This is a genomic window from Arthrobacter sp. H5 (genome assembly GCF_000520595.1).
GTDB lineage: Bacteria > Actinomycetota > Actinomycetes > Actinomycetales > Micrococcaceae > Arthrobacter_D.
Window position 1 is genome coordinate 35,170 of sequence record NZ_KI914988.1, and the last position, 25,146, is coordinate 60,315.

Here is a 25,146-nt window from a genome sequence, read left to right on the forward strand (position 1 = left end):
CCTGCCGAGAGGAGATGATCGGCCGGGGCTCGCCGCTGGCTGGCGCGAGCTCGCTCGGCGTACTAGGGACCGGCAGACGGGTCAGGGTGCTCATGATTGTTCCTTTTGCTGATGGTGAGCTGGAGTCTCAGGGGCCAGCCGGCGCGGAAAGCACCTGGCCGGGGATGAGCAGGCCGGGGTCGTTCCCAATGACTGCCCTGTTGGAGGAATGCCACCGGGGCCACGCCGCAGCGATTTCGGCTTCCGAAGCCATGGGTCCCAGGTGCGCGGCAGCGATAGTCCATAACGAGTCGCCGGGACGCACCACAACTTCACCCCGCTGCGCGGCGGTCGCGGGATGAGCCGCACGTTCAGCCTTTACGAGCAGTCCTCCGTCGGCCGGCGCCGGAGCGGGGTGCCAGTGGGGACCTGTCGGGGATGCATCCTCCGGCGCGATTCCCGGTTGCCACAATGGTCCGTGCAGCTCTCCGCTGCCTGTCGATACAGATCCCGCCGGTGCTGAGATTCCGGTGGATTGCAAGGCAGGCGTTCCGGCGTTCGCGGCTGGCGCGGCAACAAGGCCCAGGCCCAGTACGGCTGCCGCCAGACGTTTCATAAACTCCGGGGAGACGGCCGCCACGCGTCGTGCAGCTACTTGGTGACCACGCTGTTGCAGCGCTTCTGAGACGAAGGCGAGGAGCAGCGCGGTGAACCACCAGCTGATCAGCAGAATGCCCAGCGTCGACGCTGTCAGTGCAAGCATTTCCTCGAATGGCTGATAGCCGGCCGTCTGTTGCCCGACAATCAGTGCGCCGGAGCGCCACAGCGCCGCTGCCAAGGCGGCCACGATCAGAAGGTAAATGGCATCGATCATTACTTGTTTCATCGATTGGCCTCTTTCAGTGACGTTTGATATTGTTTAATAACGTTTGATGTGACTTGTTTACCTTGAATAATGATGGATGTCTAGTCTTGACCCATGGAAAAGGCGGTCCTAGGCTTATCGGAATGCGATGGGATGCCCTTTTCGATGATTTGGAAGCTCAGATGGCGGCAACGAACGTTGCGGCAGACGAGTCGGAAATTGCCGACCTCACACGACTGGAACAATCGGGGGTTTCCCTGGCTGATCGGTTGCGTGGTCAAACACAGCTCACCCTGCGCATACATACGTCCGGCGGCGTGGTCTTCAATGGCCTGCTCAGCCACGTTGGTTCTGAATGGATAGTGCTGGAATCAGGATTGTCGACCACACTGATCCCTTCCTTCTCGATTCAACTGATCGAGGGGATGGGACGCCAGATCCGGCAGGAGCACTCTGCTGTGCACAGGCGTCTGGGGCTTGGGGCGGCGCTGCGTGCTCTTGCACGGGACCGGGCACGGGTTGTGATTTACGGTTCCAGCGAAAGTGTCCGGGTCGAGGGAATCATCGATCGGGTGGGCAGCGATTTCGTTGAAATTGCCGCAGTTGCCCGCGGCGAACAGCGGCGACCAGGAAATGTGGGCGGCGTCTTCGCGATCCCTTTTAGAGGAATGGCCGCAGTGTCGTCACACCCATAGTGGACGGCGACGCCACCGACGTGGTCAGGCGGCACAGAGAGCTGGTCCTATCCGCGGGGGAAGGACCTGCTGGATTGCCGGGCAATTATGCCGCTTTTAAGCGTGCTCGGTGTGCATCCCTTCGCGGGCGGTGGCAGCCGTCTTCTCGTAGGCCCGCGCTATGTACTCTTCCAGAACGTGGGTTTCCACCCGCCATTGACCACGGCCACCTACTTGGATCGCGGGCAACTCCCCGGAGCGAACCAGAGCATAAGTCTGTGACGACGAAATGTTCAACACCTCACCGACGTCCGCCAATGTCATGAATCGTTTCTCGACCACGAAAGCCGCCTTTCCCTTCGCCCAACGCAAGAAACCCCCACTTACCATCCTGCCATTGTTTGCCCGGGAGGCGGCGGTTATCCACAGTTTGGGACCAATTGAGGTTCCCCGTTTCATTTTGCGGGATGTCTCGACGAGAATTGCTTCGGTAACGTAAACCACTCCGCGGTTGCGCGCACTTGGCAGGCGGAGGACGCAGGGGGAGTCCCATGAGTCTCAGGACCGACAGCACAACACCACCGACCGCGCCACGACTCCGCAGGCCATCGTGGCGAGACCCGCGGCTCTTGATTGGCCTCCTGCTCGTTCTCGCATCGGTGGCGGGAATCATCGCGCTGGTGGAAAGTATCGACCGCACCACGGATGTGTACGCAGCCCGGGAGGACCTGCCCGTCGGGAGTGAAATCACCGCAGAGGACTTTATGATTGTTCCGGTGCGCCTCGGTGATCTGCAGGATACCTATCAACCAGCGCGCGAGGGCATTCCGGAGAACGCGGTGGTACTTCGATTGATCAACGGAGGCGAGTTAGTTCCCTCCAACGCCATAGGCGGCGCAGATCTGTTGGGCCGCAAGCCGGTGGGCCTGAACGTCACCGACCCGCTTCCGCAGGAAACCAGCGCTGGTGACCGCGTGGATGTCTGGATATCACCCAAAGGTGAAGGAACCAGCTTCCTGGAGCCACAGCTACTCCTTGAGGCAGCTGAAATATCCGAGTACAGCCCGGACGAGGGCACACTGGGAGGAAGCCTTTCCACACGGGTCTACGTGCTGGTTGACGATGAGAAGCTTCCCGGGCTTCTTGAAGCCATCTCGAACGAGGCAAGAATCGCCGTCGTGCTCAACGCCGGCGGATCATGAGTATCCCCGTAGTCACCGTGGGCCAATCCGCGGGAGACTGCGTTACCGGCCTTGAAAAACTTCGGGGACCGGTCACCGTTGTCCGCCGTTGCGCAGAGCTCACCGAACTTATCGCCGCATGCCAGACGGGCATCGCCCGCGCAGCAATCGTTGCCGTTGAGGCAGGCGAGCTGACGGCATCGCTGCTGGACAGGCTCCGGGGCGCGGAAGTTGCCCTGGTGGTCTTGGCAGACAGCGACGAAGCAACAGCGCGGCTGGACTCGCTGGGTGTAAGGCACGCTCCAGGCAACGTGGATCCGGAGGTGTTGACAGAATTGGTGTCGGCAGCGGTGGATGACCTGGCGATGCCCGGGTCTGCCCCGGCCCAAGTACAGGGGAGCGCCAGCTTCGCGGACACTGCCGACGCATTGAACCCGGCGCAGGCGACGCCCGAACCCGATCCCTCTCTGGCGGGTGAGGGGAGGGTGATCGCAGTGTGGGGACCGGCGGGTTCCCCGGGGCGTACTACCGTTGCGGTCAACATTGCAGCCGAGCTGGCTGCTTCAGGGTCGAGTGTCCTGCTGATCGATGCGGATACCTACGGAGCAAGCATCGCCGCTTCCCTCGGCCTCCTGGACGAGTCCGCTGGCGTGGCTCAGGCCTGCAGATTCGCAGACCAAGGAAGCCTGGACCTCGGCACCCTGCAGCGGATAACCACCGATGTGGTCATTGAGGGAACCCGGCTCAGGGTGCTCACGGGGATCACCAGACCCGACCGTTGGGCTGAAGTGCGGCCCGCGGCACTCGCACGGGTTCTCGAGCTGGCGCGGACAGTTGCTGATACCACCATCGTGGACTGCGGGTTCTGTCTGGAGGCGGATGAGGAGCTCAGTTTCGATACCGTTGCACCACGGCGCAACGGTGCCACCCTCCGCAGCCTGGAGCTTGCGGATTCCGTGATTGCAGTTGGTTCGGCGGATTCAGTCGGTGTCCCCCGAATGGTGCGCGGGCTGGGCGACCTTGCCGCTGCGGTGCCATCGGCGGAACCGAGGGTCGTCTTCAACAAGGTTCGTGCCGGATCCGTAGGCCGATCGCCCGAACGCCAACTGCAGGAAGCGTGGGACAGATTTGGGCCGGGGGTGGAGATCGACGCCTTCCTGCCCGCCGACGTCGATGCGGCCGATGCGGCACTTCTGGCGGGCTCCGCACTTGTGGAATCTTCGCCGTCGTCAAGCCTGCGTCAGGCCATCGCCGCACTGGTGGATGTACCGGTTGAACAACGCCGCAGAGGCGTTGTTGGAGGAGGACACAACGAAGTGAAGTTTTCCCGCAACGGCGTTAGGCTCTCTAGGTAAGGGGCTGCAAAGGGGCGGCCTTTCATTTCGTTACGGAGGCGTTTCATGTCGTCTGGCTCCAGCACCACGGACCAGCCCAGTTCTGACACATCACTCGAAGATTTCATTGAGCACTACTATGAACATCTTTCCGATGACGACGCGGGCGGGTATTCGCCGGAGGCGCTGCGCGAGAGGGCTCTCAACCACCGGCGGACCGCCGGGCTGCGGCCCCGCGGTGAGGCCGTGATCGACGTCTATGACCAGTCGGACGCAAGCATAGTGATGATTGTCACCGATGACATGCCGTTCCTCGTTGATTCCGTGACAGCGGAACTTGTGCGGCAGAATGCCGCAATCCGTCTGGTGATGCATCCAACCTTTATCGCAACCCGCCATCGGGAATCGAACAAGCTCCACAACCTCAAGCGGGTGCCTTCCACCGCGGGCGTGTCCAGCGGGGACACAGCGGCACTGCCCAATATCTCGAAATTTCTGGCCGACGGCGATTTTAGCGCGCATGTTGAATCCTGGATCGCCGTCGAAATCGGCAGAGTTCTCAATGAGGAACGGCGCACGGAAATCCTCGACGGTCTGGGACGCGTGCTTGGGGACGTCCGGGCGGCCGTCGAGGACTGGCCGGCGATGCGGAGCAAGGTGCGCGACATCTCAGTGGGCCTTGCCTCAGTGCCGGGCGGCGATGCTATTCCTGACTTGCAACAGGCCAGGGAGCTGCTTGCCTGGCTGGACGATGCCAATTTCACGTTTCTTGGGTTTAAGGAATACGATCTGGCGTCCGAGGACGGTGAAGACGTACTGCGGGTGCAGGGAGACAGCGGACTTGGACTGCTGAGGCATCCCGCCGGCGGGAAAAGGGTGCAGCACCTGACCCAGGCAGGCAAGGTCAAGGCCCGTGAGAAGCAGGCGTTGGTGATCACTAAAGCCAATTCCCGCTCGACCGTGCACCGTGCCGCCTACCTCGACTACGTCGGCGTCAAACGGTTTGACGAAAACGGCAATGTCAATGGAGAGCGCCGCTTCATTGGGCTCTTTGCAACCAGCGCCTACACCGGGTCGGTCAGGAATGTGCCAATCATTCGGGACAAGGTCAACGAGGTGCTCCGGCAATGCGGATTTCCAACGGACTCGCACTCGGGAAAGGACCTGCTGTCCATCCTGGAGACCTATCCGCGCGATGAGCTGTTCCAGATAGATGTGGCTGACCTGGTCACAACCGCCCTGGGCATCCTCAGGCTTCAGGAACGCCGGCGTACCCGGCTGTTCCTCCGCCCGGACATTTACGGACGGTTCATGTCCGCACTGGTGTACCTGCCGCGGGACCGTTACACGACAAGCGTCCGGCTGCGCATCGAAGATGAACTCCGACGGACCTTCAAGGCCGAATCGATCGACTATGAAGCACGCATGAGTGAGTCGGCCCTCGCACGGCTGTTCTTCCGTATCCGCCTGCCAAAAGGCGAGGAAGTGGTGCACATTGAAGCTGCCGACCTGGAAACGCGGCTGGTCAGCGCTGCCCGGTCCTGGTCTGAAGGAATCGATGAGGTTGCCCGAAGCCGCTTTGACCGCCGAACTGCGGAGAAGATGTCCACGCTGTGGGCGGAGGCATTTCCAGCAGGTTACCGGGTGGACTACGAAGTCGAAGATGCACTTGTCGACATTGAACGCTTCGCCGGCTATGACCGTTCCGAAACTGCCGGTCCGATCATGCACGTCTACGTGCCGGAGGGTGCCGGCGACGCACTGGAAGAGGACGCCCGGCTGAAGTTGTACGTGACGGAGCCCAAGAGCCTCAGCCAGATTCTGCCCTTCCTGCACAACCTCGGGCTCGAGGTTCTCGACGAAAGACCGTTTGAGATCGAGCGATCGGATGGGCGGGAGTTTTTCCTTTACGACCTCGGCCTGAAGTATCCATCCGGCATCGATCCTTTGAAAACCGGTCCTTTGCTGGAGGAATCCTTCGCGGCGGCGATTGAAGGGGCCAGCGAATCGGACTCGTTTGACCGCCTGGTGCTGCGCGAGAACCTGCACTGGCGGCAGGTGGTCATCCTGCGAAGCTATGCCAAGTACATCCGGCAGATCGGCAATACCAATTCCTATGGCTTCGTGGGCGACACCCTGCTGGCCAACGCGCGGGTCAGCCGGTCCCTCGTCGCCTTGTTTGAGGCCCGTTTTGATCCGGACCTTCCGGCGGACGAGCGCGAAAGTGCAACAGCCCGCGCACGTCAGGATCTTGAAGCCGGATTTGACGAGGTGTCAACCCTCGATGCGGATCGCGTGCTGCGCACCTTCGCCAACCTGATCGAAGCGACCCTGCGCACCAACTACTTCCAGGACAAGCCATATGTGAGTTACAAACTCAATACCGCGGCGATTGATGGGGTTCCCAACCCCCGGCCCAAGTTCGAAATCTGGGTCTATTCCCCGCGCGTCGAGGGCGTCCACCTGCGTTTTGGCGACGTGGCCCGCGGGGGCCTCCGCTGGTCCGACCGCCGGGAGGATTTCCGGACAGAGATCCTTGGCCTGGTGAAGGCTCAGACGGTCAAGAACGCCGTCATTGTTCCCACCGGAGCCAAGGGAGGTTTCTTTGCCAAGCATCTGCCGGATCCAGCGGTGGACAGGGCGGCCTGGATGGCGGAGGGGCAGGAAAGCTACCGCACGTTCATCCGGGCACTGCTGGATATCACTGACAATCTGGTTACCACCGACGACGGCGAGTCAGTGGTGCCGCCGGCGCGCGTCGTCCGGCACGACGACGACGACAGCTACCTGGTTGTCGCGGCGGATAAGGGCACGGCCTCTTTTTCCGACATCGCCAACGAACTTTCGGCGGAATACGGGTTCTGGCTGGGCGACGCCTTCGCATCGGGCGGATCAGTGGGCTACGACCACAAGGCAATGGGTATCACGGCCCGTGGCGCGTGGGAATCCGTCAAGCGGCACTTCAGCGAGTTCGGTGTGGACACCCAGACCGAAGAGTTCACCGTGGCGGGTGTCGGCGACATGAGCGGCGACGTCTTTGGCAACGGGATGCTGTTGTCCGAGCACATCAGGCTCGTGGCTGCGTTCGATCACCGGCATATCTTCCTTGACCCCAATCCGCGGGCCGAGTCCTCTTTCGAGGAACGGAAGCGGTTGTTCGAACTCCCGCGGTCAAGCTGGGAGGACTACAACGCCGAACTGATCAGCGCCGGCGGAGGGGTCTATCCCCGCTTCGTGAAGTCGCTGACAATCACCCCGGAGGTGAGGGCAGCCCTGGGTCTGGCGGACTCCGTCGCGACAATGAGCCCGCCGGAACTGCTTCAGGCAATCCTCAAGGCGCCGGTAGACCTCCTGTACAACGGAGGCATCGGAACCTACGTGAAGTCCTCGCAGGAAACCCACGCAGAGGTGGGGGACAAGGCCAACGACGCTATCCGGGTCAATGGGAACGAACTGCGCGCCAGGGTTGTGGGTGAGGGCGGGAACCTCGGAATGACCCAGCTGGGTCGGATCGAAGCCGCCCTCAACTCGGTGCTGCTCAATACGGATGCCATCGACAACTCTGCAGGGGTGGACTGCTCCGACCACGAGGTCAATATCAAGATCTTCGTTGACCGTATGGTGAAAACCGGTCGAATGGACGCGGGGGAGCGGACTGAATTCCTGCACTCCATGACGGACGAGGTTGGGCGGCTGGTCCTGCAGGACAACGTGGACCAAAACGTGCTCCTGCTCAACGACCGGCAGCGCGTTCTCGAGTGGAGCCCAAGTTTTGAAAGGCTGATGGACTGGCTTGAGGGCAACGCGGACTTGAACCGCGAGCTGGAGTCGCTGCCCACAACTGCTGTACTCCGCGAACGGATCGAAGCGGGCCAGGGCCTTACCTCACCTGAGCTTTCCGTGTTGGCGGCGTACGTCAAGATCGAACTGACCAGGGCGCTGACCTCCAGCGAGCTGACGGACGACCCGTGGTTCAAGGGCACACTGCGCCGGTACTTTCCCAAACAGCTGGTTGATCGCTTTGACGATGAACTGGATACCCACCCGCTGCGCAAGGAGATCATTTCCACAGTCATTGCCAACGACATCATCAACATGGGTGGAATCACCTTCGCCTTCCGCGTGATGGAAGAGACCTCGGTATCCGAGTCCGTGGTTGCCAGGGCCTTCGTCGCACTGCGCGAGATCTACGAGCTGGATGGCCTGGTTGCTTCCCTCGGGGAGCTGCCCGCCAGCTTTCCAACCGACCGGTGGACCACGGTTCACCTGGACATACGCCGTCTCCTGGACCGGGCCGTCCGCTGGTTCATCAACCATGTTGGCCAGGGATCCACCGTCGAAGAGGACATCGCCGCGTTTAAACCGTTGATGGACCCCCTGCGCACCAAGCTGGTCAACTATGTCCGCGGAGGGGATCTCGAGAGAGTGCGCAGCTGGTTTGCGCGGGCGGAGGAATGGGGCCTGCCCACTGACATCGCCCATCACTGGGCAGAGCAGTTTGAATCCTTCGGGCTGCTCGACGTTGCGCTGATCACCCGGCGGATCGATGAGCCGGTTGAACGCATAGCGGAGGTCTACTACGCGGTCTATGACAGGTTCGACGTCGACAATCTGCTGGAGCGGATCACCACCCTGCCGAGGGAAGACAGATGGCAGGCGCTTGCGCGGGCCGCGCTCCGGGACGACCTTTACTCCACCGTCGCGGATATGACGGTGGCCGTGATGAGGGCATCGGCCGGCCTGACATCGCAGGGTCCGGAACTACGGCTGCAGGAGTGGGAGAGTCAAAACGCAGAGCCGTTGGAGCGCGCCAGGAAGATGTTCGCCGAAGTGAACCGCCTCGAACGCGATGATATGGCATCCCTTTCGGTTGCCCTGCGGCTTCTCCGTTCGATCGTCCGTCGGTAGCTGAGGAGCTCAGTGGCAATATTCACAGATCCCATCCGCGAGTACACCGGTTTTGGCCCCGGGGACGCCGAATGGCTGCACCTGCTGGTGGGGGACTGGCAGATGGTGGCCGATCTCGCCTTCGCGGATCTCGCACTGTGGTTTCCGTTGGAGCAGGGGGGGTACGTAGCGCTCGCCCATGTGCGGCCATCCACCTCACATACCGTGTTCCACAGCGACTTTGTCGGGGAACGTATTCGGGCGGACCTGCGGCCATTGGTTGAAAAAGCCTGGGAGAGCCAGACCATTGAGCGCTCCGGGGAAACCAACTGGACCACGGAAATGGCCATGCGGGTGGAAGCTGTACCAATGGTGCGCAACGGCCGTACACTCGCCGTCGTCACCTCACACATGGACCTGTCCAGTTCCCGCATGCCGTCCCGGCTGGAACTGACCTACAGGCAGTGCGCCTACGACCTGCTGCGCATGGGTACCCTGGGGCTGTGGCCCGACTTCGCCACACCCACCGGATCACGGCGCGGCGCTCCGAGGGTTGGCGACGGGTTGATCCGGCTCGACGTGGATGGGATTGTCCAGTACGCCAGCCCCAACGGGGTCTCCGCGTTCAGGCGGCTGGGGGACGTCGAGACGCTTGAGGGCCGTTCGCTGGCAGAGATTACGACGTCGCTCCTCAAGGACCGCCGGATGGTGGACGAAACGCTCCCCCTGGTGGTGACTGGAAAAATGCCGTGGCGCACCGAAATCGGATCGCAGGGCGTGAGTCTGTCGCTGCGCGCAATTCCGCTGCGTGACGAAAGGGAGCGGTTCGGAGCCTTGGTCCTCTGCCGGGACGTGTCCGAACTCCGGCGCCGGGAAATGGAACTGGTATCCAAGGATGCGACCATCCGGGAGATCCACCACCGGGTGAAGAACAATCTCCAGACCGTGGCGGCTTTGCTGCGCATGCAGTCAAGAAGGATGGTCAGTGACGAAGCGAAGCAGGGACTTGAACAGGCCATGCGGCGGGTGGCCACCATTGCGCTGGTGCACGAAACGCTGTCGCAGGGGCTGGCGCAGAGCGTCGATTTTGATGAGCTTATTGCGCGCCAATTCCGGCTGTCGGCGGAGGTGGCTTCGCCAGCCCACGTGGTCAGGACAGAGCGGTCGGGATTCTTCGGTGAGCTGCCCAGTGATTTTGCCACTCCGTTGGCGTTGGTGATCAATGAGCTGGTGACCAACGCGGTGGAGCATGGCCTCGCCGACCGAACGGGAACCGTATGGCTGGTTGCCCACCGCCGTACCGGCGCGGACCGCGAAGAGCTGCTCAAGGTGACGGTGGAAGATGATGGGGTGGGGCTTCCCGGCGGAGGGTATGACGAGGGTCTTGGACTGCAGATCGTGCGCACCCTGGTCAACAGTGAGCTGGGGGGAACGATCGATTGGAAGCCGCGGGACGGCGGCGGCACATCGGTCACTATCGAGATGGACCTGACGAAGAATCAGGATCCTTAGGAGTGCGCGCTTAACAGGACACAACGAGGGAGGGGCACCCGCCAGGGTGCCCCTCCCTCGTTAGGTATTATCTAGGACGCCCGCCGAGCCCTGGCCGCCCGGCGCTTAAGTGCGCGCCGCTCGTCCTCGCTCAGGCCGCCCCACACACCGGCGTCCTGGCCGGACTCGATTGCCCATTGCAGACACGTGTCCACAACCTGGCAGCGGCGGCAGACGCTCTTGGCCTCTTCAATTTGAAGCAGTGCGGGCCCGGTGTTCCCTACGGGGAAGAACAATTCCGGGTCTTTATCGAGGCAGGCAGCGCGACTACGCCAGTCCATGCGGATCACCTTCTCCTTACAGCCCGTGACTATGTGAAAATATTCACGAGTGGTTTCATAGTAAAGGGGGCCACTACGGCCCCCCGTCTTTTCCTTCATTAAGGCTGTCACGATAAATTGAAGCAAACAAGGGGTAACCTGCGGTTAATTGCGCAATCTGGTGAGGGATAGGTCACACGGGTTGGCGGAAGCTGCAGGTTCGTAGCTGTAAACCGACTATGTCGGGTAGGGTGCCAGTGTGTCAAGACCCCCTAGCCCAGCCCGGCCCGCGGCTCCCGAGGTGCGCCCTATGGGCATCACCGTTATCGCTGTCATCCTCTTGCTGGAATCAGTGGCTCTGTTTGCGGCAGCCGGCTGGTACCTCACCGGCCTGTTGACCAGCACTCCCGCCTCACTGGGAGGTGCGGTGTTCATGTTGGTGCTGTTGGTGCTGTTTGCCGGCTGGTTGCTGGTGGTGAGCCACTTCGTCTTCCGGGGGTTTCGCTGGACCCGATCGGCCGCACTCGTCTTTCAGCTTTTCGTGATTGTGTTGGCCGTGCCCACACTTACCGCAGGGGTGGTCTGGGCTGGTTTGCTGATGATCGTGCCGGCTGCCTTGGTGCTGCACCAGCTCTTCACGAAGGCGGTCATGGCTTTCATGATCAGAACCACCGACACATCAAGGGCACTTTAGCCGGTACCGCCCTCCGTCTTATGCGAAGGACTGTTGTAGGCCACCTGGAACTCCGTCAGGGCGGATCCCTGAATGAGAAAGCCCCGCCCGGGAGACATTCTGCCCTCAAACTCGAGCCTGACTCCCAGGGAATCGCCGTCGGAGGGTGACCGCGGTGAGAGCACCAGTCCCAAGGGCGTGGAACGTGCCTGGGCAGAAAGCGGAACCCTTGACATCAACCCGTGCCCCGGCGCGCAGGTCAGGACCACTCGCGCTCCCGCTGCCGAAAACCTGATGAGCTGCTGATGGGTTTCAGGCGGCAGCCTATCCGCGTTGTCCACCAAAAGAATTGCCCCGGCCATGGTAGGGCCGGCCCGGCGGGCAAATCCGTCCCAGAAACTGACCGGATCATCGGTGTCGGGGCGGATGCAGCGCAGCGGTGCTGCGTCCGCCAGGCGGTTCAAAACCGAAGTGCGTCCCGAGCCGGGTGCCCCAATAACAAGGAGCACCGCATGCGGAGGCAGTGCCACGGACACTGTTTCGAGTTCGTCTCCACCGACGCCCAGCGGCAATACCGGGGTGGACTGGTTGTCGGTGGCGGGACTGAGTACTTCAGGGCGCACCCGTGCCGGGAGCGGATCGACCCTGAACGGTGCGATCGACGGCACGCCAGGATTGATCGCCGGGCCCTCGTCCATGGCGAGTTGGGCGACGGCTCCGTGCGGTCCGGCCATTCTGCCCTGTACAAAGCACCTGCCGGGAACCGGGTCCATCGCTGGCATCCGGGGCCACCCCATCAGTGATTCCGGGCTCACTCCCACAGGGAAATAAATCCGGTTTGGAACCAGTGAATAGAAGCGGCTTGCCAGGACGTCCCTCTCGCCGGATATCACCAGGACAACGCCCGTGCTCTGACCGTCGCGCACAATGTCGAGGAGCGCATCCTCCGCCCAGGCCCATCGGCTGCTGCGGAACGAACCGGTCCAGCGGCCCCAGCTGGACACCACCAAGGTAATACCCGCCCAGCCGCCGGGTGGTTCTTCCGCCGCCAACCGTTCCGAGACCAATTCGGACAGTCTGTGCAGTACTCGGGACGCCCGTTTGATTTCCCGCGGTCCCGCACATGCCCCTGTCTGCGGGAAATGCGAGGTGAACCGCAGGCTGCCGTCTCCGTCGAGGACATAGAGGTGCCGCTGCGGCAGTGTGCGCACCAGTTCGCCGGTGATACTTCGCAGGCCCGCCGCGGCGCCGCCCTCTCCCTGCCCAATCCACGCAACGTGCGAATCCACCCCTGGATTCCACCTGAGCGGCCGCTGCACCTGCTCGGCAGGAATGTCCAGTAGACCGAGCTCCAGGTCTCGTGTCGACAGGGGCGACGGCGGCAGCAGGACTCGTTCGATGGATGCGGGCAATGGGGGTTGCATTGGCGGGTTCAGTTCAGGCAGAGGCACGACGGCGGCAGCACCTTGAATGGCGCGGATCAGGACCGCAGGTCCCGCCTTTGAACTCCCGCTTTCCTCAGTTAGTCCGCTGGTCGTTTCCGGTGGGAGTGCCATGGAAACCGGTGTTCCGCGGAGATAGTCGCCGAGGTGAATAATCGGATCTATCAGCGGGTTGTGGGCGACGGGTGCCGTCGTCGCTGTTTGAAACTCGACCGGTGGGGAGCCGCCCACCCTGAGATACGCGCGTCCGGGCAGCCCCACCGGAATGGTTGACGCGGCCGGCGAGTCCAGTACGTCCTGCGATTCCATGACGGACTGCACACGCAGCGCGATGCTCGCTGTGATGTTGGCTCGGATGTCGGACGTGACAGCGCCTTGGGGCCGCTGGGTGGCCAGGACCAGGTGAATTCCCAGGGATCGTCCGAGCGTTGCGATCCGCATCAGGTCCTGAACGGATCCCGGTATTTCTTCGCTGAGCATTCGGAACTCGTCAACAACCACTGCCAGGCGGGGCAACTCTGGAACCCCTTCGAGGGCAAGGTATTCACGAAGGTCGGTCGCGCCGTGCCGGGCGAAGAGGGTCTCGCGGCGTTTCACCTCGGCCTTGAGCGATTCCAGTGCCCTCGACACGGATTCGGCGGACAGATCCGTGAGCAGACCGGTGCAATGGGGAAGTGCACTGAGCATGCCCAGCCCCGAGCCGCCCTTGAAATCCACCAGGAGGAAGTTCAGGTCCCGCGGTGAATGATTCAGTGCGAGGCTCAGTAGTAACGTGCGCAGAAGCTCTGATTTTCCTGAACCTGTGGTGCCTGCCACCAGCAGATGCGGGCCGTCGGAGACGAGATCGAATGTGAGAATGTGGCCGGTACCCGCGCCCAGAACGGCCTCCAGACAGTCTCCGGACACCGCGGTCGACCATCGTGCGGCAATACCTGCGGTGTCGGTTGGGATCAGATCGGCCAGCGCGGCTTCCGCCGGCACTGTTGCATCGCAGCGTGTGTCCGCATCCCGATGCCCGGATCGTCCGAGCGCCCGGGCAAGCCGCTCGAATGTCCCGGACCCCACAAAATCCGGCGAGAAATCAAGCGACCCTCCAGGATCCCGAAGGGTCGCCCCGGACGGTGAAAGCGTGATGAGAGTGCTCACCGGCGAGGGTGATCCCACGCCAAACCGGTAGACCCGCAGGTCCTGCACCAAGCCCTCCGGAAGGGTGCGGAAAGCGAGCAGGGTGCCGGATGAATCCAACACCAGCAACCTCTGCAGTTCTGCTTCCGTGTCCGCCAGGAGCACGCGTGGAAGAAATCGTGCATGCTTGGCAAACCCGTGTGCGGGACCAAAACAGATGATTTGGCCGGCTGGATTCATCATTGACAGCTGCAGCAACACCAACCGGGCGATACCCGACAGCTTGTCCTCCGGACCTGAGAAATCCACGGGCACCCGCACCGGGCCCGCTGCTGACATCCTGGTCAAGGGGATCGTCAGGGGTACCGACTTCAGAACCGGCGCCTCCCAGCCCGGCACCTGCGGCTTGATCACCACATTTGCCGGCGCATCCGAGTTGCCCAGCCGAAGGTGGACACTCCGGTATGCCCGGTGATGTCCTGTTTCATCCGTGGCCACGGAAACGGCGAGGGAACCGGCGTCGTGGGCCGCGCGCCGTCGTCGTACTCTGTCCTGTTCCGTTGCAGCAGACAACGCAGCCTGAAAGCGTACACGTTTTCGCCCTCCCGAAATCAACGGGATAATTCCGGTGACCGCCGACAGGGCGCTGAAGGCGAGGAAGAACCACATACCGGTGGTCAGTGCAAGGACTACACCCAGGACGAGGGGAAGGAACGCGCCCACCAGAAGCAGACGGTTAGTCTCTGGCGGGGGCGGTGAGGCCACCTCGATGGGCTCGTCAAGGTGTTCGGTCCCGACTGGAGGCGTGGGTGTTCCGGCGAGGATAATCCCGCAGTCGCTCCCGCCCAGACGGATGGTTGAGTTCACTGTGACCGGGGCTGTTGTTATTTGCCGGCCATCCACCCACGTGCCGTTTGCCGAGCCGCAGTCTGTGATGGTGATTCGGTCAGTGGCAACCGTCAGGACTGCATGGGCGCGCGACATTTCAGGGTCTTGGATCAGGATGTCTCCATCGTTGCGGCCAATGCCGTAACTGCCGCGGGCAAGCGGTGTGAGCTGACCGGCATCCGGGCCGGTGCGAACGGCGAAAAGGAGGTTGGCGGCACGGTTGTTCGACTCAGCCAACGCCGGAGTCGCGGACCCGGCGACAATGACGGCTCCGTTGGAGAAGGGAGGGAAACCCGGTGTGAGCGATTCCACGGTTCTGCCGGCCACGGTGAAACAAGGGGCTGCGCTCCTGCGTTCCAGTCCCCGCCGGACCTTTGGCCCGGTATCGAGGACTCCGGCGTCGATCACCAACTCTTCAGCCGGCGCGCCGCAGGTCAGAGCAGCCCCCGGCGCGGCGGCCAGGGTGACGTGAAGGAGCATGGAGAAGCCTCTTGGTGGGATCGGTGTCTTCCTTCCGAGACTATGCTCAGGCCGGTGTGCCGCGCCTGGATGTAGCGCGAACTGTGGATAACTGACGGCGACGAACGTCAGTGCATCGAGCCGGTAGGATGGCACTATTTGCGTGGCCTATGAAGGGAATCGGCAGGTGTCAGCAGAAGTTGAACTGCGCACGCAAGCGGGCACCGGATATGGACCCCGGAAGGTGTCCCAGCGCAGGAAGTCCTATCGGCCCGAAGTCCAGGGACTCAGGGCACTCGCTGTGCTTATGGTGGTCACTTATCACATCTGGTTTGGACGGGTTTCCGGCGGAGTCGACGTTTTCCTTCTCATATCCGCGTTTTTGCTGACGCTTTCTTTCGTAAGAAAAATCGAGGCCGGAGACGCTCTGGATCTAGGCAGATATTGGCTTCATCTTTTCAAGAGGCTGCTTCCCGCCGCCGTCGTGGTGATGCTCGCCACGCTGGCAGCTTCCTTTGTGCTGGTCCCGGCGACTCGTTGGCATGACATTCTCGAGCAGACGTGGGCGTCCGTGTCCTACGTGCAGAATTGGCTTCTCGCGTCAAACTCGGTGGACTACTACGCGGCAGACCATAGTGAGGCAAGTCCGCTTCAGCACTTCTGGTCCCTGTCAATTCAAGGACAAGTATTCATTCTGTGGCCGCTGTTATTCGGGCTGTGCGCGATCATCGCGAAAGCGGCGCGCCTCCGGTTTCGCGCCGTCGTTGTATTGGTCTTCGGTGCGCTGTTCGCCGCATCCTTTTCCTTTTCCATCATGGAGACCTATTCAAACCAGGCGCATGCTTACTTCGACACCCGCACGCGCCTGTGGGAATTTGCATTGGGGACACTCCTGGCGCTTGCTCTTCCGTATTTGAGGCTGCCGCGTAGGTTGCGGATTGTCGCTGGATGGCTTGGCGTGTCAGCGATGCTGAGTGGGGGCTTCCTGCTTGATGTTGAGCGTGAGTTTCCGGGATACATAGCGCTCTGGCCACTCCTGGCCGCAGGACTGGTGATTCTTGCTGGTCAGACCGGCAGCCCCATTGGCGTTGATCGGTTCCTGTCGTGGAAACCGCTGGTGCGCCTGGGGGATATGTCCTACGCGCTGTATCTGTGGCACTGGCCGCTTTTGGTAATCTATCTGATTGCACAAGGACGATCTGAAGCGGGCCCACTGTCGGGATCCGCAATTATCATTGCGTCACTGGCGCTGGCATACCTGACGACGAAGTTTGTGGAAAAGCCCGTCCGCGATTCGGTTTGGGCTGGACAACGACGACGGCGCGCCGCCCTCGTCGCGATCAGCTGCTGGCTGATTGTTGCCATTCCACTTACCGCCTGGCAACAAGGGCTTCGTCTTGAAGCAGAACGTCTGGACGCACAGTCGGTCGCGAATAACCCGGGAGCACGCGTGCTGTCCGAAGCGTTCAGCGGCAACCCGGCCCCGGACACCCCAACCATCCCGCTGGCTGCGGAGATTCAAGGGGAGTGGGCAGCGCTGCCGGGGCGATGCGATGAACAAGCTTTTAGGGCATCCGGGATCCTCGAAGAACATTGCACCGACAATGTTCTGGACGGCGCTCCAACCCGGACGATGGTTGTGGTGGGGGACTCCCATGCAGAGCAGTGGCTGGGGGCGATCGAGCCACTTGCACAGGACGAGGGATGGAAACTCGTGGCACTATTGAAAGGCGGTTGTGACTTTGGGGCTCCGGCCGCGACCCCGGACCAGGAATGTGCCGCCTTCAACACTGCGGCCCTGGAGTATGTGAAAGCACTGGACCCTGACCTGGTTTTCACCGTTGCGACGGACGCCCATCCAGATGATGCCCAGGACACAGTTGTCCCAGGATACTCTTCGATGGCAAAAGACCTTGGTGAACACGGGATGAAGGTCATCGGTATCCGCGATAATCCCCGGTATGCCTTCAACATGATGGAATGCCTTGACGCCGAAAGAGGGGACGTTTCCCGGTGTTCCAAACCTAGAGACCGGGTCCTGAATGGCACTCCGCCGTTTGACGAAGTACTTCAGGTTGCCCCTTCCGCCGGGCTCATTGATGCAACCGACCTTATCTGCGGCCGGGATGAATGCGGCCCCGTGGTGGGAAATATGCACGTTTACATTGACGATAACCATCTGACTGAAACATACGTTGGTTCCATGTACCCGGCTCTTGGCGAGCGGATCAAGTCCGCCGCAGGATGGTGAGAGGGCGAATTTGAAGGTGTGACGATAGGCTTGGCTACTGGGTCCCCTCGGACATGTTTCCGCCGCTCAAAGAAAAGGTCATTCCGCTGTGAAGATTGCTGTCATTGCTCTTGGAAAAATTGGTCTGCCGTTGGCCGTCCAGTTCGCTTCGAAGGGTCACGAGGTTGTTGGTGTTGACGTCAATGCAAAGGTTGTCGAGCTGATCAACCAGGCCGTTGAACCGTTTCCGGGCGAGGCACACCTGCAGGAAAAGCTGACGGAGCTGGTGCCTGCCGGAAAGCTCCGCGCCACCACCGACTACTCGGACGCGGTTCCCGGCGCAGACGCCATCGTGCTTGTTGTCCCGTTGTTTGTCGATGACGACGCCAAGCCGGATTTTGGGTGGATGGACGGGGCAACGGCTGAACTTGCCAAACACCTGACGCCCGGAACCTTGGTCTCGTTCGAAACGACCTTGCCGGTGGGGACCACGCGCAACCGTTGGAAGCCCATGCTGGAAGAGGGGTCCGGGCTGGTAGAGGGTGAGGACTTTCATCTGGTGTTCTCGCCCGAGAGGGTCCTTACCGGCCGGGTGTTTGAGGATCTGCGAAAGTATCCCAAGCTGGTGGGCGGGCTCTCCGACGCCGGTGCAGCGAAAGCCATCGAATTCTACGAAGCCGTTCTGGATTTTGATGACAGGCCGGATCTTGCCCGCGGCAACGGCGTGTGGGATCTGGGATCCGCTGAAGCGTCCGAGCTGGCAAAGCTTGCCGAGACGACCTACCGCGATGTGAACATCGGGCTGGCGAACCAGTTTGCGCAATTCGCTGCGACCGCCGGTATTGATATTTACCAGGTGATTGAGGCATCCAACTCGCAGCCTTACAGCCATATTCATCAGCCGGGGATTGCGGTGGGCGGCCACTGCATTCCCGTCTATCCGCGCCTTTACCTGTGGAACGATCCCACTGCCACGGTGGTGCGCGCTGCCCGTGAGGCAAACGCGGCAATGCCCGAGTACACCATCGGTTTGCTGGAAGGCGCGTACGGGTCACTTGAGGGCGCGCGGGTAGTGGTGCTCGGCGCTGCGTACCGCGGTGAGGTGAAGGAGACCGCCTTTTCCGGTGTCTTTGCTGCCGTCGATGCGCTCAAGTCACGCGGTGCCGTTGTCTCGGTTCATGACCCGTTGTACACGGATGATGAGCTTTCTCGTTTGGGGTTCGATGCCTATCATTTCGGTGAGCCCGCTGATGCCGCAGTGGTGCAGGCAAACCATGCGGAATACGCGGCCCTGAGCCCGGCGGACCTGCCCGGTATCAAGGCCTTCATTGACGGACGTCGGGTGAGCAGCGCGGACAAGTGGGACGGCGTGACCTACCGGGTCATCGGCAAGGCCTGACCGGGCTGCGGCCACACGTAGGAGGAGCAGTCACATGACTTTTATTGCAGAAGGTGCGGACGTATCCGACCAGGCGGAACTTGGCGAAGGAACCAAAGTCTGGCATCTGGCCCAGGTTCGTGAAAACGCGCAGGTGGGAAAGAACTGCATCATCGGACGGGGCGCATACATTGGCACCGGGGTTGTGATGGGTGACAACACCAAAGTTCAGAATTACGCCCTGGTGTATGAACCTGCGCACCTGGGTCGCGGTGTGTTCATCGGCCCAGCCGTCGTCTTGACCAACGACACCTATCCGCGGTCGGTCGCACCGGATGGCACGCTGAAGAGCGCGCATGACTGGACGCCGGTGGGAGTAACCATTGAAGACGGCGCGTCGATCGGGGCGCGTGCGGTCTGCGTGGCTCCGGTGACGATCGGTGAGTGGTCAACGGTGGCTGCGGGCGCCGTCGTCACTAAAGACGTGCCGGCCTATGCGCTGGTTGCCGGTGTTCCGGCCAAACGCCTTGGCTGGGTGGGGAAAGCGGGCCACCCGCTCCGCCGTGAGAACGGGTTCTGGGTGTGCCCGGAGACCGGTGAGAAGTACACAGAATCCGACGAGACACTAACAGCAGTAGGGGTAGAGGCATGAGTTCAGGATTCATTCCGGCAGCGAAGCCGATTGTTGGGGACGAGGAGCGAGCAGCCGTTGACGCGGTGCTCGTTTCGGGGATGTTGGCGCAGGGGGCCGAGGTTGCGGAGTTCGAGAAGGAATTCTCGCAGGTCCTTCTGGACGGCCGGGCGAGCGTCGCCGTGAACTCGGGCACCTCCGGGCTGCATCTTGGGCTGCTGGCCGCCGGTGTTGGGCCCGGGGACGAGGTTATTGTTCCTTCGTTCACCTTCGCGGCCACGGCAAACTCCGTCGCGTTGGCGGGTGCCACCCCTGTGTTTGCCGACATTGAACTGGATCATTACTGCTTGGACATTGCACACGTGGAATCGCTCATCAGCGAGCGGACCAAGGGAATCATGCCGGTCCACCTCTATGGGCATCCAGCGAATATTGTGGCGTTCCGCGAACTGGCGGACAAGCACGGCATCAAGCTCTTCGAGGATGCTGCGCAGGCCCATGGCGCGGCGCTGGACGGCCGCAGGGTTGGAACGTTTGGCGATTTCGCGATGTTTTCCCTGTATCCCACGAAGAACATGACCTCTGGTGAGGGCGGAATGGTCTCGACTGGGGATTCGACGGTTGAGCGGAACATGCGGCTGCTGCGCAACCAGGGGATGGAGCGCCAGTATGAGAACGAGCTTGTCGGCTTCAACGCGCGGATGACCAACCTGCACGCGGCCATCGGCCGGGTTCAGCTCACCAAGGTGCAGGGTTGGACCAGGCAACGGCAGTCGAATGCCGGATTCCTCACCGCCCACCTGGACGGCGTGGGCACTCCCGCGGTGGCAGCCGGAGCGGAGCACGTGTACCACCAGTACACCATCAGAGTTGATGGTGACCGTGACGGGATGGCGGCGGCGCTGAAGGACGAGTACCAGATCGGATCAGGCGTGTACTACCCGATCCCCAACCACCGGTTGCCCTCCTTCAAGCGGGAGGAGGATCTTCCCAACACGGAAACCGCCTCGCGTGAGGTGTTGTCCCTGCCGGTGCATCCATCATTGGACCAGGAGGACCTCGAACGGATCGTTTCCGCGGTCAACAAACTTGCGAAGGCTGGTGCGTAGCGTATGGCTGTTCTGAGAGTCGGGCTCATTGGTTTGGGCATGATGGGCAGGCATCACGCGCGCGTCATTCGCGAGGTTGACGGGCTGGAACTGGTTGCCGTTGCCGATGCCTATGGCGACCCGCACGGGGTTGCGGGTGATCTGCCGGTCTGTGGGGGCGTCGAGGAACTTATCAGCCAGGGGATTGACATGGCCGTGTGCGCGGTGCCGACCGGCCTGCATGAGGAAGTGGGCTTGGCGCTGGCCGCGGCCGGTGTCCACACGATGGTCGAAAAACCCATTGCCTCCACTATTGATGGCGGCGAGCGGATGGTTGAGGCCTTCGAAGCGGGCGGGCTGGTGGGGGCGGTCGGCCACATCGAGCGCTTCAATCCGGCGTTGCAGTCGCTGCGCTCCCGTATCGAGAGCGGCGATCTGGGAGATGTTTACCAGATCGCCACCCGTAGGCAGGGCCCGTTCCCGGCACGCATCGCCGACGTCGGCGTGGTGAAGGACCTTGGAACCCATGACATTGACCTGACATCGTGGCTGGCGCAGTCCCGCTACACATCGGTCTCCGCGCGCACCAGCACACGGTCGGGCCGCCCGCACGAGGATATGGTGACGGCGTCCTGCCAGTTGGAGAGCGGCGTGATCACCAGCCATCTCGTCAACTGGCTCTCGCCCATGAAAGAGCGGCTCACGGTCGTGACCGGTGAGAAAGGTGCCTTCGTCGCGGACACACTCACCGCGGACCTCACGTTCTATGAGAACGGAACCTTCACCACGGAATGGGAGGCCGTCTCCAACTTCCGCGGAGTCTCCGAAGGCAACATCACCAGGCTCGCGCTGACCAAGCGGGAACCCCTCCGGGTTGAGCATGAAGCATTCCGCGACGCCGTACTCGGAACAGCGGACAACGTAGTCTCCATGCGTGATGGTTTGAATACCCTCCGCGTCGCTGAATCAATCATTGAATCGGCGCGGACCGGCACAACACTGAACCTGCCTGCGTGACGCAGAAAGTTCTTATTGCTACCCGCCTGTATCCGCCCGAGGTAGGTGCGGCAGCGTTTCGACTCGAAGCGTTGGCGGATGGACTGCTCGACGCGGGCGCCTGCGTGTCCGTGCTCACGAGCGTGCCGCCGTCATCGTCGTCCAAGCCTGCTGCAAGCCGTGTCCCTGTCTCGCGTTGGCCGGTACTGCGCGACGCAGGTGGAAACGTTCGCGGCTACGTGCAGTACCTGAGCTTTGATCTGCCACTTTTCTTCCGTCTGCTGGCCAGCCGCGCTGATGTTGTGGTTTCCGAACCGCCGCCAACCACCGGGCTCATGGTGGCACTCAGTTCGTGGCTGCGCCGCCGCCCCTACGTGTACTATGCCGCGGACGTGTGGACGGACGCGCTGGCTGCAATGGGAGCTCCCGGCGTTGTTGTGACACTGATGCGCTCGGTCGAGGGCCTGGCGTTGCGCCGCGCCGCGCGTGTCATTGCCATCTCGCACGGGGTGGCAGAGCAGTTGGCTCAGTTTCGGGTGGATCCCACCCGGGTTTCAATGGTGGGGAACGGCGTGAACACGGACACCTTCTCGCCGGACGGTGAGACCAGCGATCCGGGCCACCCCTACTTTGTGTATACCGGAACAATGTCCGAGTGGCAGGGGGCCGAGGTATTCATCCGCGCGATGGAACATCTCGACGAGTCGTCGCCGGTGCGGCTTTACTTCTTCGGACAAGGATCAGCCGAATCGGACCTGCGCGCGCTCGCCGAACGCGTCGCCCCGGGACGGGTGGAGTTCGGTGGGGTGATTGCGCCAGAGCAGACCGCCGTCTGGATTCGGGGAGCAGTGGCGGCCCTGGTAAGTATTGTGCCTGGCCAAGGCTACGATTTCGCCAAGCCAACCAAGATCTACGCCGCCGCGGCATGCGGCACCCCGGTGATCTATGCGGGCGCGGGGGAAAGTGCAGCTATGGTGGCTCAGAACAACCTTGGCCGAAGTGTGGATTTTGAACCCGCCAGGGTCGCCGAAGCAATGAAGGATCTGCTGGTCCACGAGGACGTACACCGACCCGCCCGCATCGAGTGGGTGGCACGTAATGCCTCCCTGCGAACTTCTGGGCGAATCGCGGCCGCGGAAGTTCTGTCCGTCGTCGGTCGCTAGAGCGCCCGAGTAACTAGTTGAGCAGGGCATCCACGACTGCTTGTGCCGCTTGGCCGGTTCCGTATGGAGTGGCGTCGGTGGGTGTGGGCCGCTTGCGCTGCACCGCGGCAGCGAGCTCATCCAGGTTTTTTGACACCAGAACATTCCATCCCAAAGTGACAGTTTCCACCCACTCGGTTTCAGGCCGGATTGTGGTGCAGGGAACACGGAGGAGAAATGCCTCCTTCTGCAGACCGCCGGAGTCCGTTATCACTCCGGCCGAGTTCTGCACTGCGTTGATCAGCTGGGGGTAAGCGAGCGGCTCACACACTTCGAGAGCTCCGTCGTCGAGCGCAATACCGTGATCCTCGGCCAGTGACCGCAGACGCGGGTGTGCCAGCAGGAGAACCGGCTTGTCCAAGCGGCTCAATTCGCTGACGATTTGCTTGAGGCGTTCGGGCTCATCGGTGTTATCAGGGCGGTGAATCGTGCTGACATAGAACTCGCCGGCGGCAAGTCCCCGGTAGATGGGGTCTTGTCGGGCCGCAACAGTGTCCCGGGTCTGGAAAAGCACATCGGTCATGACATCGCCCACCATGACGCTTCGGTCTGCCAATCCTTCGTTGGACAGATGTCGCATCGCTACTTCTGTTGGCGCCAGAAGGAGGTCCGCGGCGTGGTCGGTGAGCACCCTGTTATGTTCCTCGGGCATGCGGCGGTTGAATGACCTCAGACCAGCTTCGAGGTGCGCCAACGGGATGTGCATTTTGACGGCGGCAATGGCGGCCGCAAGGGTGGAGTTTGTATCGCCGTAAACTAGCACCCAGTCTGGGCGGACCTCCTCGAAGATCTCCTCCAGTCCAGCCAGCATTGTCCCGGTTTGCTTCCCGTGCTTGCCGGACCCAACCCCAAGATTGAAGTCCGGCGCCGGGATCCCGAGATCCTGGAAAAAGACGTCGGACATCAGCTCGTCGTAGTGCTGGCCCGTGTGCACGATGAGGTGCTCCGCGCGTTCGCGCATGGCTGCGGCTATTGGAGCAAGCTTGACGAATTGAGGGCGTGCGCCAACCACACTGAGAATACGCATTCACCTAGCCTAACTGCAGATAGAGCCTAATCCCGCCCACCTTTGACCGGCAGAAACGCCCTCAGGATGTCCCGTTCAACCTCTTCATCAGTTGACGAGCTCAAAGCCATTGCTGCTCTGTGAGAGTTGCTCTTGTATGAGGCGATATCTGCGGCGGTGAGTCCTCGGATGGTGTCCGTAAGGGCACGCGATGAGAAGTCGACGGTCACCGCACCCAGGTCGTTGGAGCGAATAAGCTGTGTGGTTTCGGGAGACGGACTAAAGACGATGGCCAGTCTCGCTTGAACGAAATCGAAGAACTTATTTGGGAGCATGAGGGCATGGTTACGTGTCTGCGGAGGCAGACTGAATATTCCAACGTCATACGCATTGAGCACGCGGGGGAGCTCGTCCGGGCGTACCGCAGGGTGAAACCTGACCTGATCCATTCCGGCGGCCATCCGCTCAAGTGTTCGCCAATACTTGCCACCGTCGCGGGCCTTTACCAGGTAAAGGTCAAGAGTGTAGCCGGGCCCAAGGGCGCCAACTGCGTCAATCATGCCTTCGATGTTTCGCCCGGGAACAGCCGCGCCACTGTGGGCAAGGCGAATAACGTCAGGAACAGCTTCACTCGGTTGGAGATCTTCGAACGGCCGGGCATTCCGCACAGTCACCGTCGAACAACCGAACTCTTCCCGGTAGAGGGCTGCTATGGAGTCGTTAACCACCGAGACCGCGTGGGTGCGGGGCAGATAGCTTGCGCAGACGTGGGTCATGAACGGTTTCACAAGCAGCTTCCACGACCTTACATGAGCGCGCTCCTCGGGCGCCCACTCATGCATGTCCCCCCACACCGGGTTTCCACCTGCGATCTTGTGCGCAAGGGGCAGCGCCCGCGCTTCGTTGGCGACAACCAGGTCAAAACCGATACCTGCACACAGGCGGAGCGCAGCTTGAATAGCGGGCGCTGCAAGCTCGGCTTTTTCGTACTGTCTCGCAGCCAGCAGAACGACTCCCTTGGGCGTTTGAGGCAGTGACGGCAGCGATGAATCGATTTCCAAGTGGTGTGTGGCGCCGGGGGGCTTGACCCCGTAACTCACGGTAGTCACTTCTCCGAACTCGGCGAGAACTGCAATCTGTCGAAGAACCCTCGAATCGGCCGAGATGTCGGAGAATGAAATGCAAAGGATCTGGGGGGCCATGCCAATACTCTAGACGCTCGGGGCCACGCCCAATGAGCGTCCGTCAAGGATGGTCGGGTAGCCTTGTCCCGCAGGCATTACTGGATTATGTGCTG

General features: G+C 61.7%; 18 protein-coding genes. 12 read left to right on the forward strand and 6 right to left on the reverse strand.

Annotated elements, in window-relative coordinates:
- Window positions 1-127 precede the first annotated feature (127 nt).
- A complete protein-coding gene (locus Y708_RS0107495) occupies window positions 128-865 on the reverse strand; it encodes a LysM peptidoglycan-binding domain-containing protein (protein ID WP_155853770.1) in 738 nt (245 codons plus the stop codon).
- A gap of 161 nt (window positions 866-1,026) precedes the next feature.
- Here Y708_RS0107495 and Y708_RS0107500 point away from each other — a divergent pair, with 161 nt between their 5' ends.
- Window positions 1,027-1,539 carry a hypothetical protein gene (locus Y708_RS0107500; RefSeq protein ID WP_155853771.1) on the forward strand — a complete coding sequence of 171 codons (513 nt, stop codon included), beginning with the start codon at window positions 1,027-1,029 and terminating at the stop codon, window positions 1,537-1,539.
- Between the two features lie 96 nt (window positions 1,540-1,635).
- Here the strand turns inward: Y708_RS0107500 and Y708_RS0107505 are convergent, their stop codons facing one another.
- The gene (locus Y708_RS0107505; RefSeq protein WP_028279447.1) at window positions 1,636-1,860 is read right to left on the reverse strand and encodes a helix-turn-helix domain-containing protein; all 225 of its coding nucleotides are present in this window, start codon (window positions 1,858-1,860) and stop codon (window positions 1,636-1,638) included.
- Between the two features lie 209 nt (window positions 1,861-2,069).
- On the opposite strand from Y708_RS0107505, the gene Y708_RS0107510 reads away from it, so the two are divergent.
- The 4 genes from Y708_RS0107510 to Y708_RS0107525 are packed head-to-tail and all read left to right on the forward strand — an operon-like array spanning window position 2,070 to window position 10,432.
- Complete coding sequence (locus Y708_RS0107510; RefSeq protein ID WP_028279448.1) at window positions 2,070-2,720, forward strand: hypothetical protein; 651 nt, start codon at window positions 2,070-2,072, stop codon at window positions 2,718-2,720.
- On the forward strand, window positions 2,717-4,054 hold the full coding sequence (locus Y708_RS23640) for a CpaE/TadZ family protein (RefSeq protein WP_081746572.1): 1,338 nt from the start codon (window positions 2,717-2,719) through the stop codon (window positions 4,052-4,054). Before Y708_RS0107510 ends, Y708_RS23640 begins: the two co-directional genes overlap by 4 nt.
- A 45-nt stretch (window positions 4,055-4,099) precedes the next feature.
- The gene (locus tag Y708_RS0107520) at window positions 4,100-8,941 is read left to right on the forward strand and encodes an NAD-glutamate dehydrogenase (protein WP_028279449.1); all 4,842 of its coding nucleotides are present in this window, start codon (window positions 4,100-4,102) and stop codon (window positions 8,939-8,941) included.
- 12 nt (window positions 8,942-8,953) lie between these two features.
- The gene (locus tag Y708_RS0107525; protein WP_028279450.1) at window positions 8,954-10,432 is read left to right on the forward strand and encodes a sensor histidine kinase; all 1,479 of its coding nucleotides are present in this window, start codon (window positions 8,954-8,956) and stop codon (window positions 10,430-10,432) included.
- Window positions 10,433-10,503: 71 nt separating this feature from the next.
- On the opposite strand, the gene Y708_RS0107530 is transcribed toward Y708_RS0107525, so the two are convergent.
- The gene (locus Y708_RS0107530; RefSeq protein WP_019483052.1) at window positions 10,504-10,752 is read right to left on the reverse strand and encodes a WhiB family transcriptional regulator; all 249 of its coding nucleotides are present in this window, start codon (window positions 10,750-10,752) and stop codon (window positions 10,504-10,506) included.
- Window positions 10,753-11,041: 289 nt separating this feature from the next.
- On the opposite strand from Y708_RS0107530, the gene Y708_RS0107535 reads away from it, so the two are divergent.
- Window positions 11,042-11,425: a hypothetical protein gene (locus Y708_RS0107535; RefSeq protein ID WP_051478800.1), complete on the forward strand. Its 384-nt coding sequence runs from the start codon at window positions 11,042-11,044 to the stop codon at window positions 11,423-11,425.
- Here Y708_RS0107535 and Y708_RS27455 read toward each other — a convergent pair.
- Window positions 11,422-15,339, reverse strand: a complete 3,918-nt coding sequence (locus Y708_RS27455; protein ID WP_051478801.1) for an FtsK/SpoIIIE domain-containing protein — start codon at window positions 15,337-15,339, stop codon at window positions 11,422-11,424. The genes Y708_RS0107535 and Y708_RS27455 overlap by 4 nt on opposite strands.
- 166 nt (window positions 15,340-15,505) lie before the next feature.
- Here Y708_RS27455 and Y708_RS0107545 point away from each other — a divergent pair, with 166 nt between their 5' ends.
- The 6 genes from Y708_RS0107545 (at window position 15,506) to Y708_RS0107570 (ending at window position 22,804) form a co-directional block, all read left to right on the forward strand.
- The gene (locus tag Y708_RS0107545) at window positions 15,506-17,569 is read left to right on the forward strand and encodes an acyltransferase family protein (RefSeq protein ID WP_253905733.1); all 2,064 of its coding nucleotides are present in this window, start codon (window positions 15,506-15,508) and stop codon (window positions 17,567-17,569) included.
- Between the two features lie 88 nt (window positions 17,570-17,657).
- The gene (locus Y708_RS0107550) at window positions 17,658-18,947 is read left to right on the forward strand and encodes a nucleotide sugar dehydrogenase (protein ID WP_028279453.1); all 1,290 of its coding nucleotides are present in this window, start codon (window positions 17,658-17,660) and stop codon (window positions 18,945-18,947) included.
- Window positions 18,948-18,981: 34 nt separating this feature from the next.
- A complete protein-coding gene (locus tag Y708_RS0107555) occupies window positions 18,982-19,578 on the forward strand; it encodes an acyltransferase (protein WP_028279454.1) in 597 nt (198 codons plus the stop codon).
- Complete coding sequence (locus Y708_RS0107560) at window positions 19,575-20,666, forward strand: DegT/DnrJ/EryC1/StrS family aminotransferase (protein WP_028279455.1); 1,092 nt, start codon at window positions 19,575-19,577, stop codon at window positions 20,664-20,666. The genes Y708_RS0107555 and Y708_RS0107560 overlap by 4 nt, the downstream gene beginning before the upstream one ends.
- Window positions 20,667-20,669: 3 nt before the next feature.
- On the forward strand, window positions 20,670-21,662 hold the full coding sequence (locus Y708_RS0107565) for a Gfo/Idh/MocA family protein (RefSeq protein WP_028279456.1): 993 nt from the start codon (window positions 20,670-20,672) through the stop codon (window positions 21,660-21,662).
- A complete protein-coding gene (locus tag Y708_RS0107570; protein ID WP_028279457.1) occupies window positions 21,659-22,804 on the forward strand; it encodes a glycosyltransferase family 4 protein in 1,146 nt (381 codons plus the stop codon). Before Y708_RS0107565 ends, Y708_RS0107570 begins: the two co-directional genes overlap by 4 nt.
- A gap of 13 nt (window positions 22,805-22,817) precedes the next feature.
- Here Y708_RS0107570 and wecB read toward each other — a convergent pair whose 3' ends face one another.
- Together wecB and Y708_RS0107580 are read right to left on the reverse strand one after the other, a co-directional pair.
- Window positions 22,818-23,870, reverse strand: coding sequence for a non-hydrolyzing UDP-N-acetylglucosamine 2-epimerase (gene wecB / locus Y708_RS0107575; RefSeq protein WP_028279458.1), 1,053 nt, complete (start codon window positions 23,868-23,870; stop codon window positions 22,818-22,820).
- 26 nt (window positions 23,871-23,896) lie between these two features.
- Complete coding sequence (locus Y708_RS0107580) at window positions 23,897-25,051, reverse strand: glycosyltransferase family protein (RefSeq protein WP_028279459.1); 1,155 nt, start codon at window positions 25,049-25,051, stop codon at window positions 23,897-23,899.
- Window positions 25,052-25,146: the final 95 nt, after the last annotated feature.

Excerpts from the sequence above, each read along its gene's own strand:
- Y708_RS0107495 (WP_155853770.1), bottom strand. The coding sequence starts at position 865 with ATGAAACAAGTAATGATCGATGCCATTTACCTTCTGATCGTGGCCGCC.
- Y708_RS0107500 (WP_155853771.1), top strand. The coding sequence starts at position 1,027 with ATGGCGGCAACGAACGTTGCGGCAGACGAGTCGGAAATTGCCGACCTC.
- Y708_RS0107510 (WP_028279448.1), top strand. The coding sequence starts at position 2,070 with ATGAGTCTCAGGACCGACAGCACAACACCACCGACCGCGCCACGACTC.
- Y708_RS23640 (WP_081746572.1), top strand. The coding sequence starts at position 2,717 with ATGAGTATCCCCGTAGTCACCGTGGGCCAATCCGCGGGAGACTGCGTT.
- Y708_RS0107520 (WP_028279449.1), top strand. The coding sequence starts at position 4,100 with ATGTCGTCTGGCTCCAGCACCACGGACCAGCCCAGTTCTGACACATCA.
- Y708_RS0107530 (WP_019483052.1), bottom strand. The coding sequence starts at position 10,752 with ATGGACTGGCGTAGTCGCGCTGCCTGCCTCGATAAAGACCCGGAATTG.
- Y708_RS0107535 (WP_051478800.1), top strand. The coding sequence starts at position 11,042 with ATGGGCATCACCGTTATCGCTGTCATCCTCTTGCTGGAATCAGTGGCT.
- Y708_RS27455 (WP_051478801.1), bottom strand. The coding sequence starts at position 15,339 with ATGCTCCTTCACGTCACCCTGGCCGCCGCGCCGGGGGCTGCTCTGACC.
- Y708_RS0107555 (WP_028279454.1), top strand. The coding sequence starts at position 18,982 with ATGACTTTTATTGCAGAAGGTGCGGACGTATCCGACCAGGCGGAACTT.
- Y708_RS0107560 (WP_028279455.1), top strand. The coding sequence starts at position 19,575 with ATGAGTTCAGGATTCATTCCGGCAGCGAAGCCGATTGTTGGGGACGAG.
- Y708_RS0107565 (WP_028279456.1), top strand. The coding sequence starts at position 20,670 with ATGGCTGTTCTGAGAGTCGGGCTCATTGGTTTGGGCATGATGGGCAGG.
- wecB (WP_028279458.1), bottom strand. The coding sequence starts at position 23,870 with ATGCGTATTCTCAGTGTGGTTGGCGCACGCCCTCAATTCGTCAAGCTT.
- Y708_RS0107580 (WP_028279459.1), bottom strand. The coding sequence starts at position 25,051 with ATGGCCCCCCAGATCCTTTGCATTTCATTCTCCGACATCTCGGCCGAT.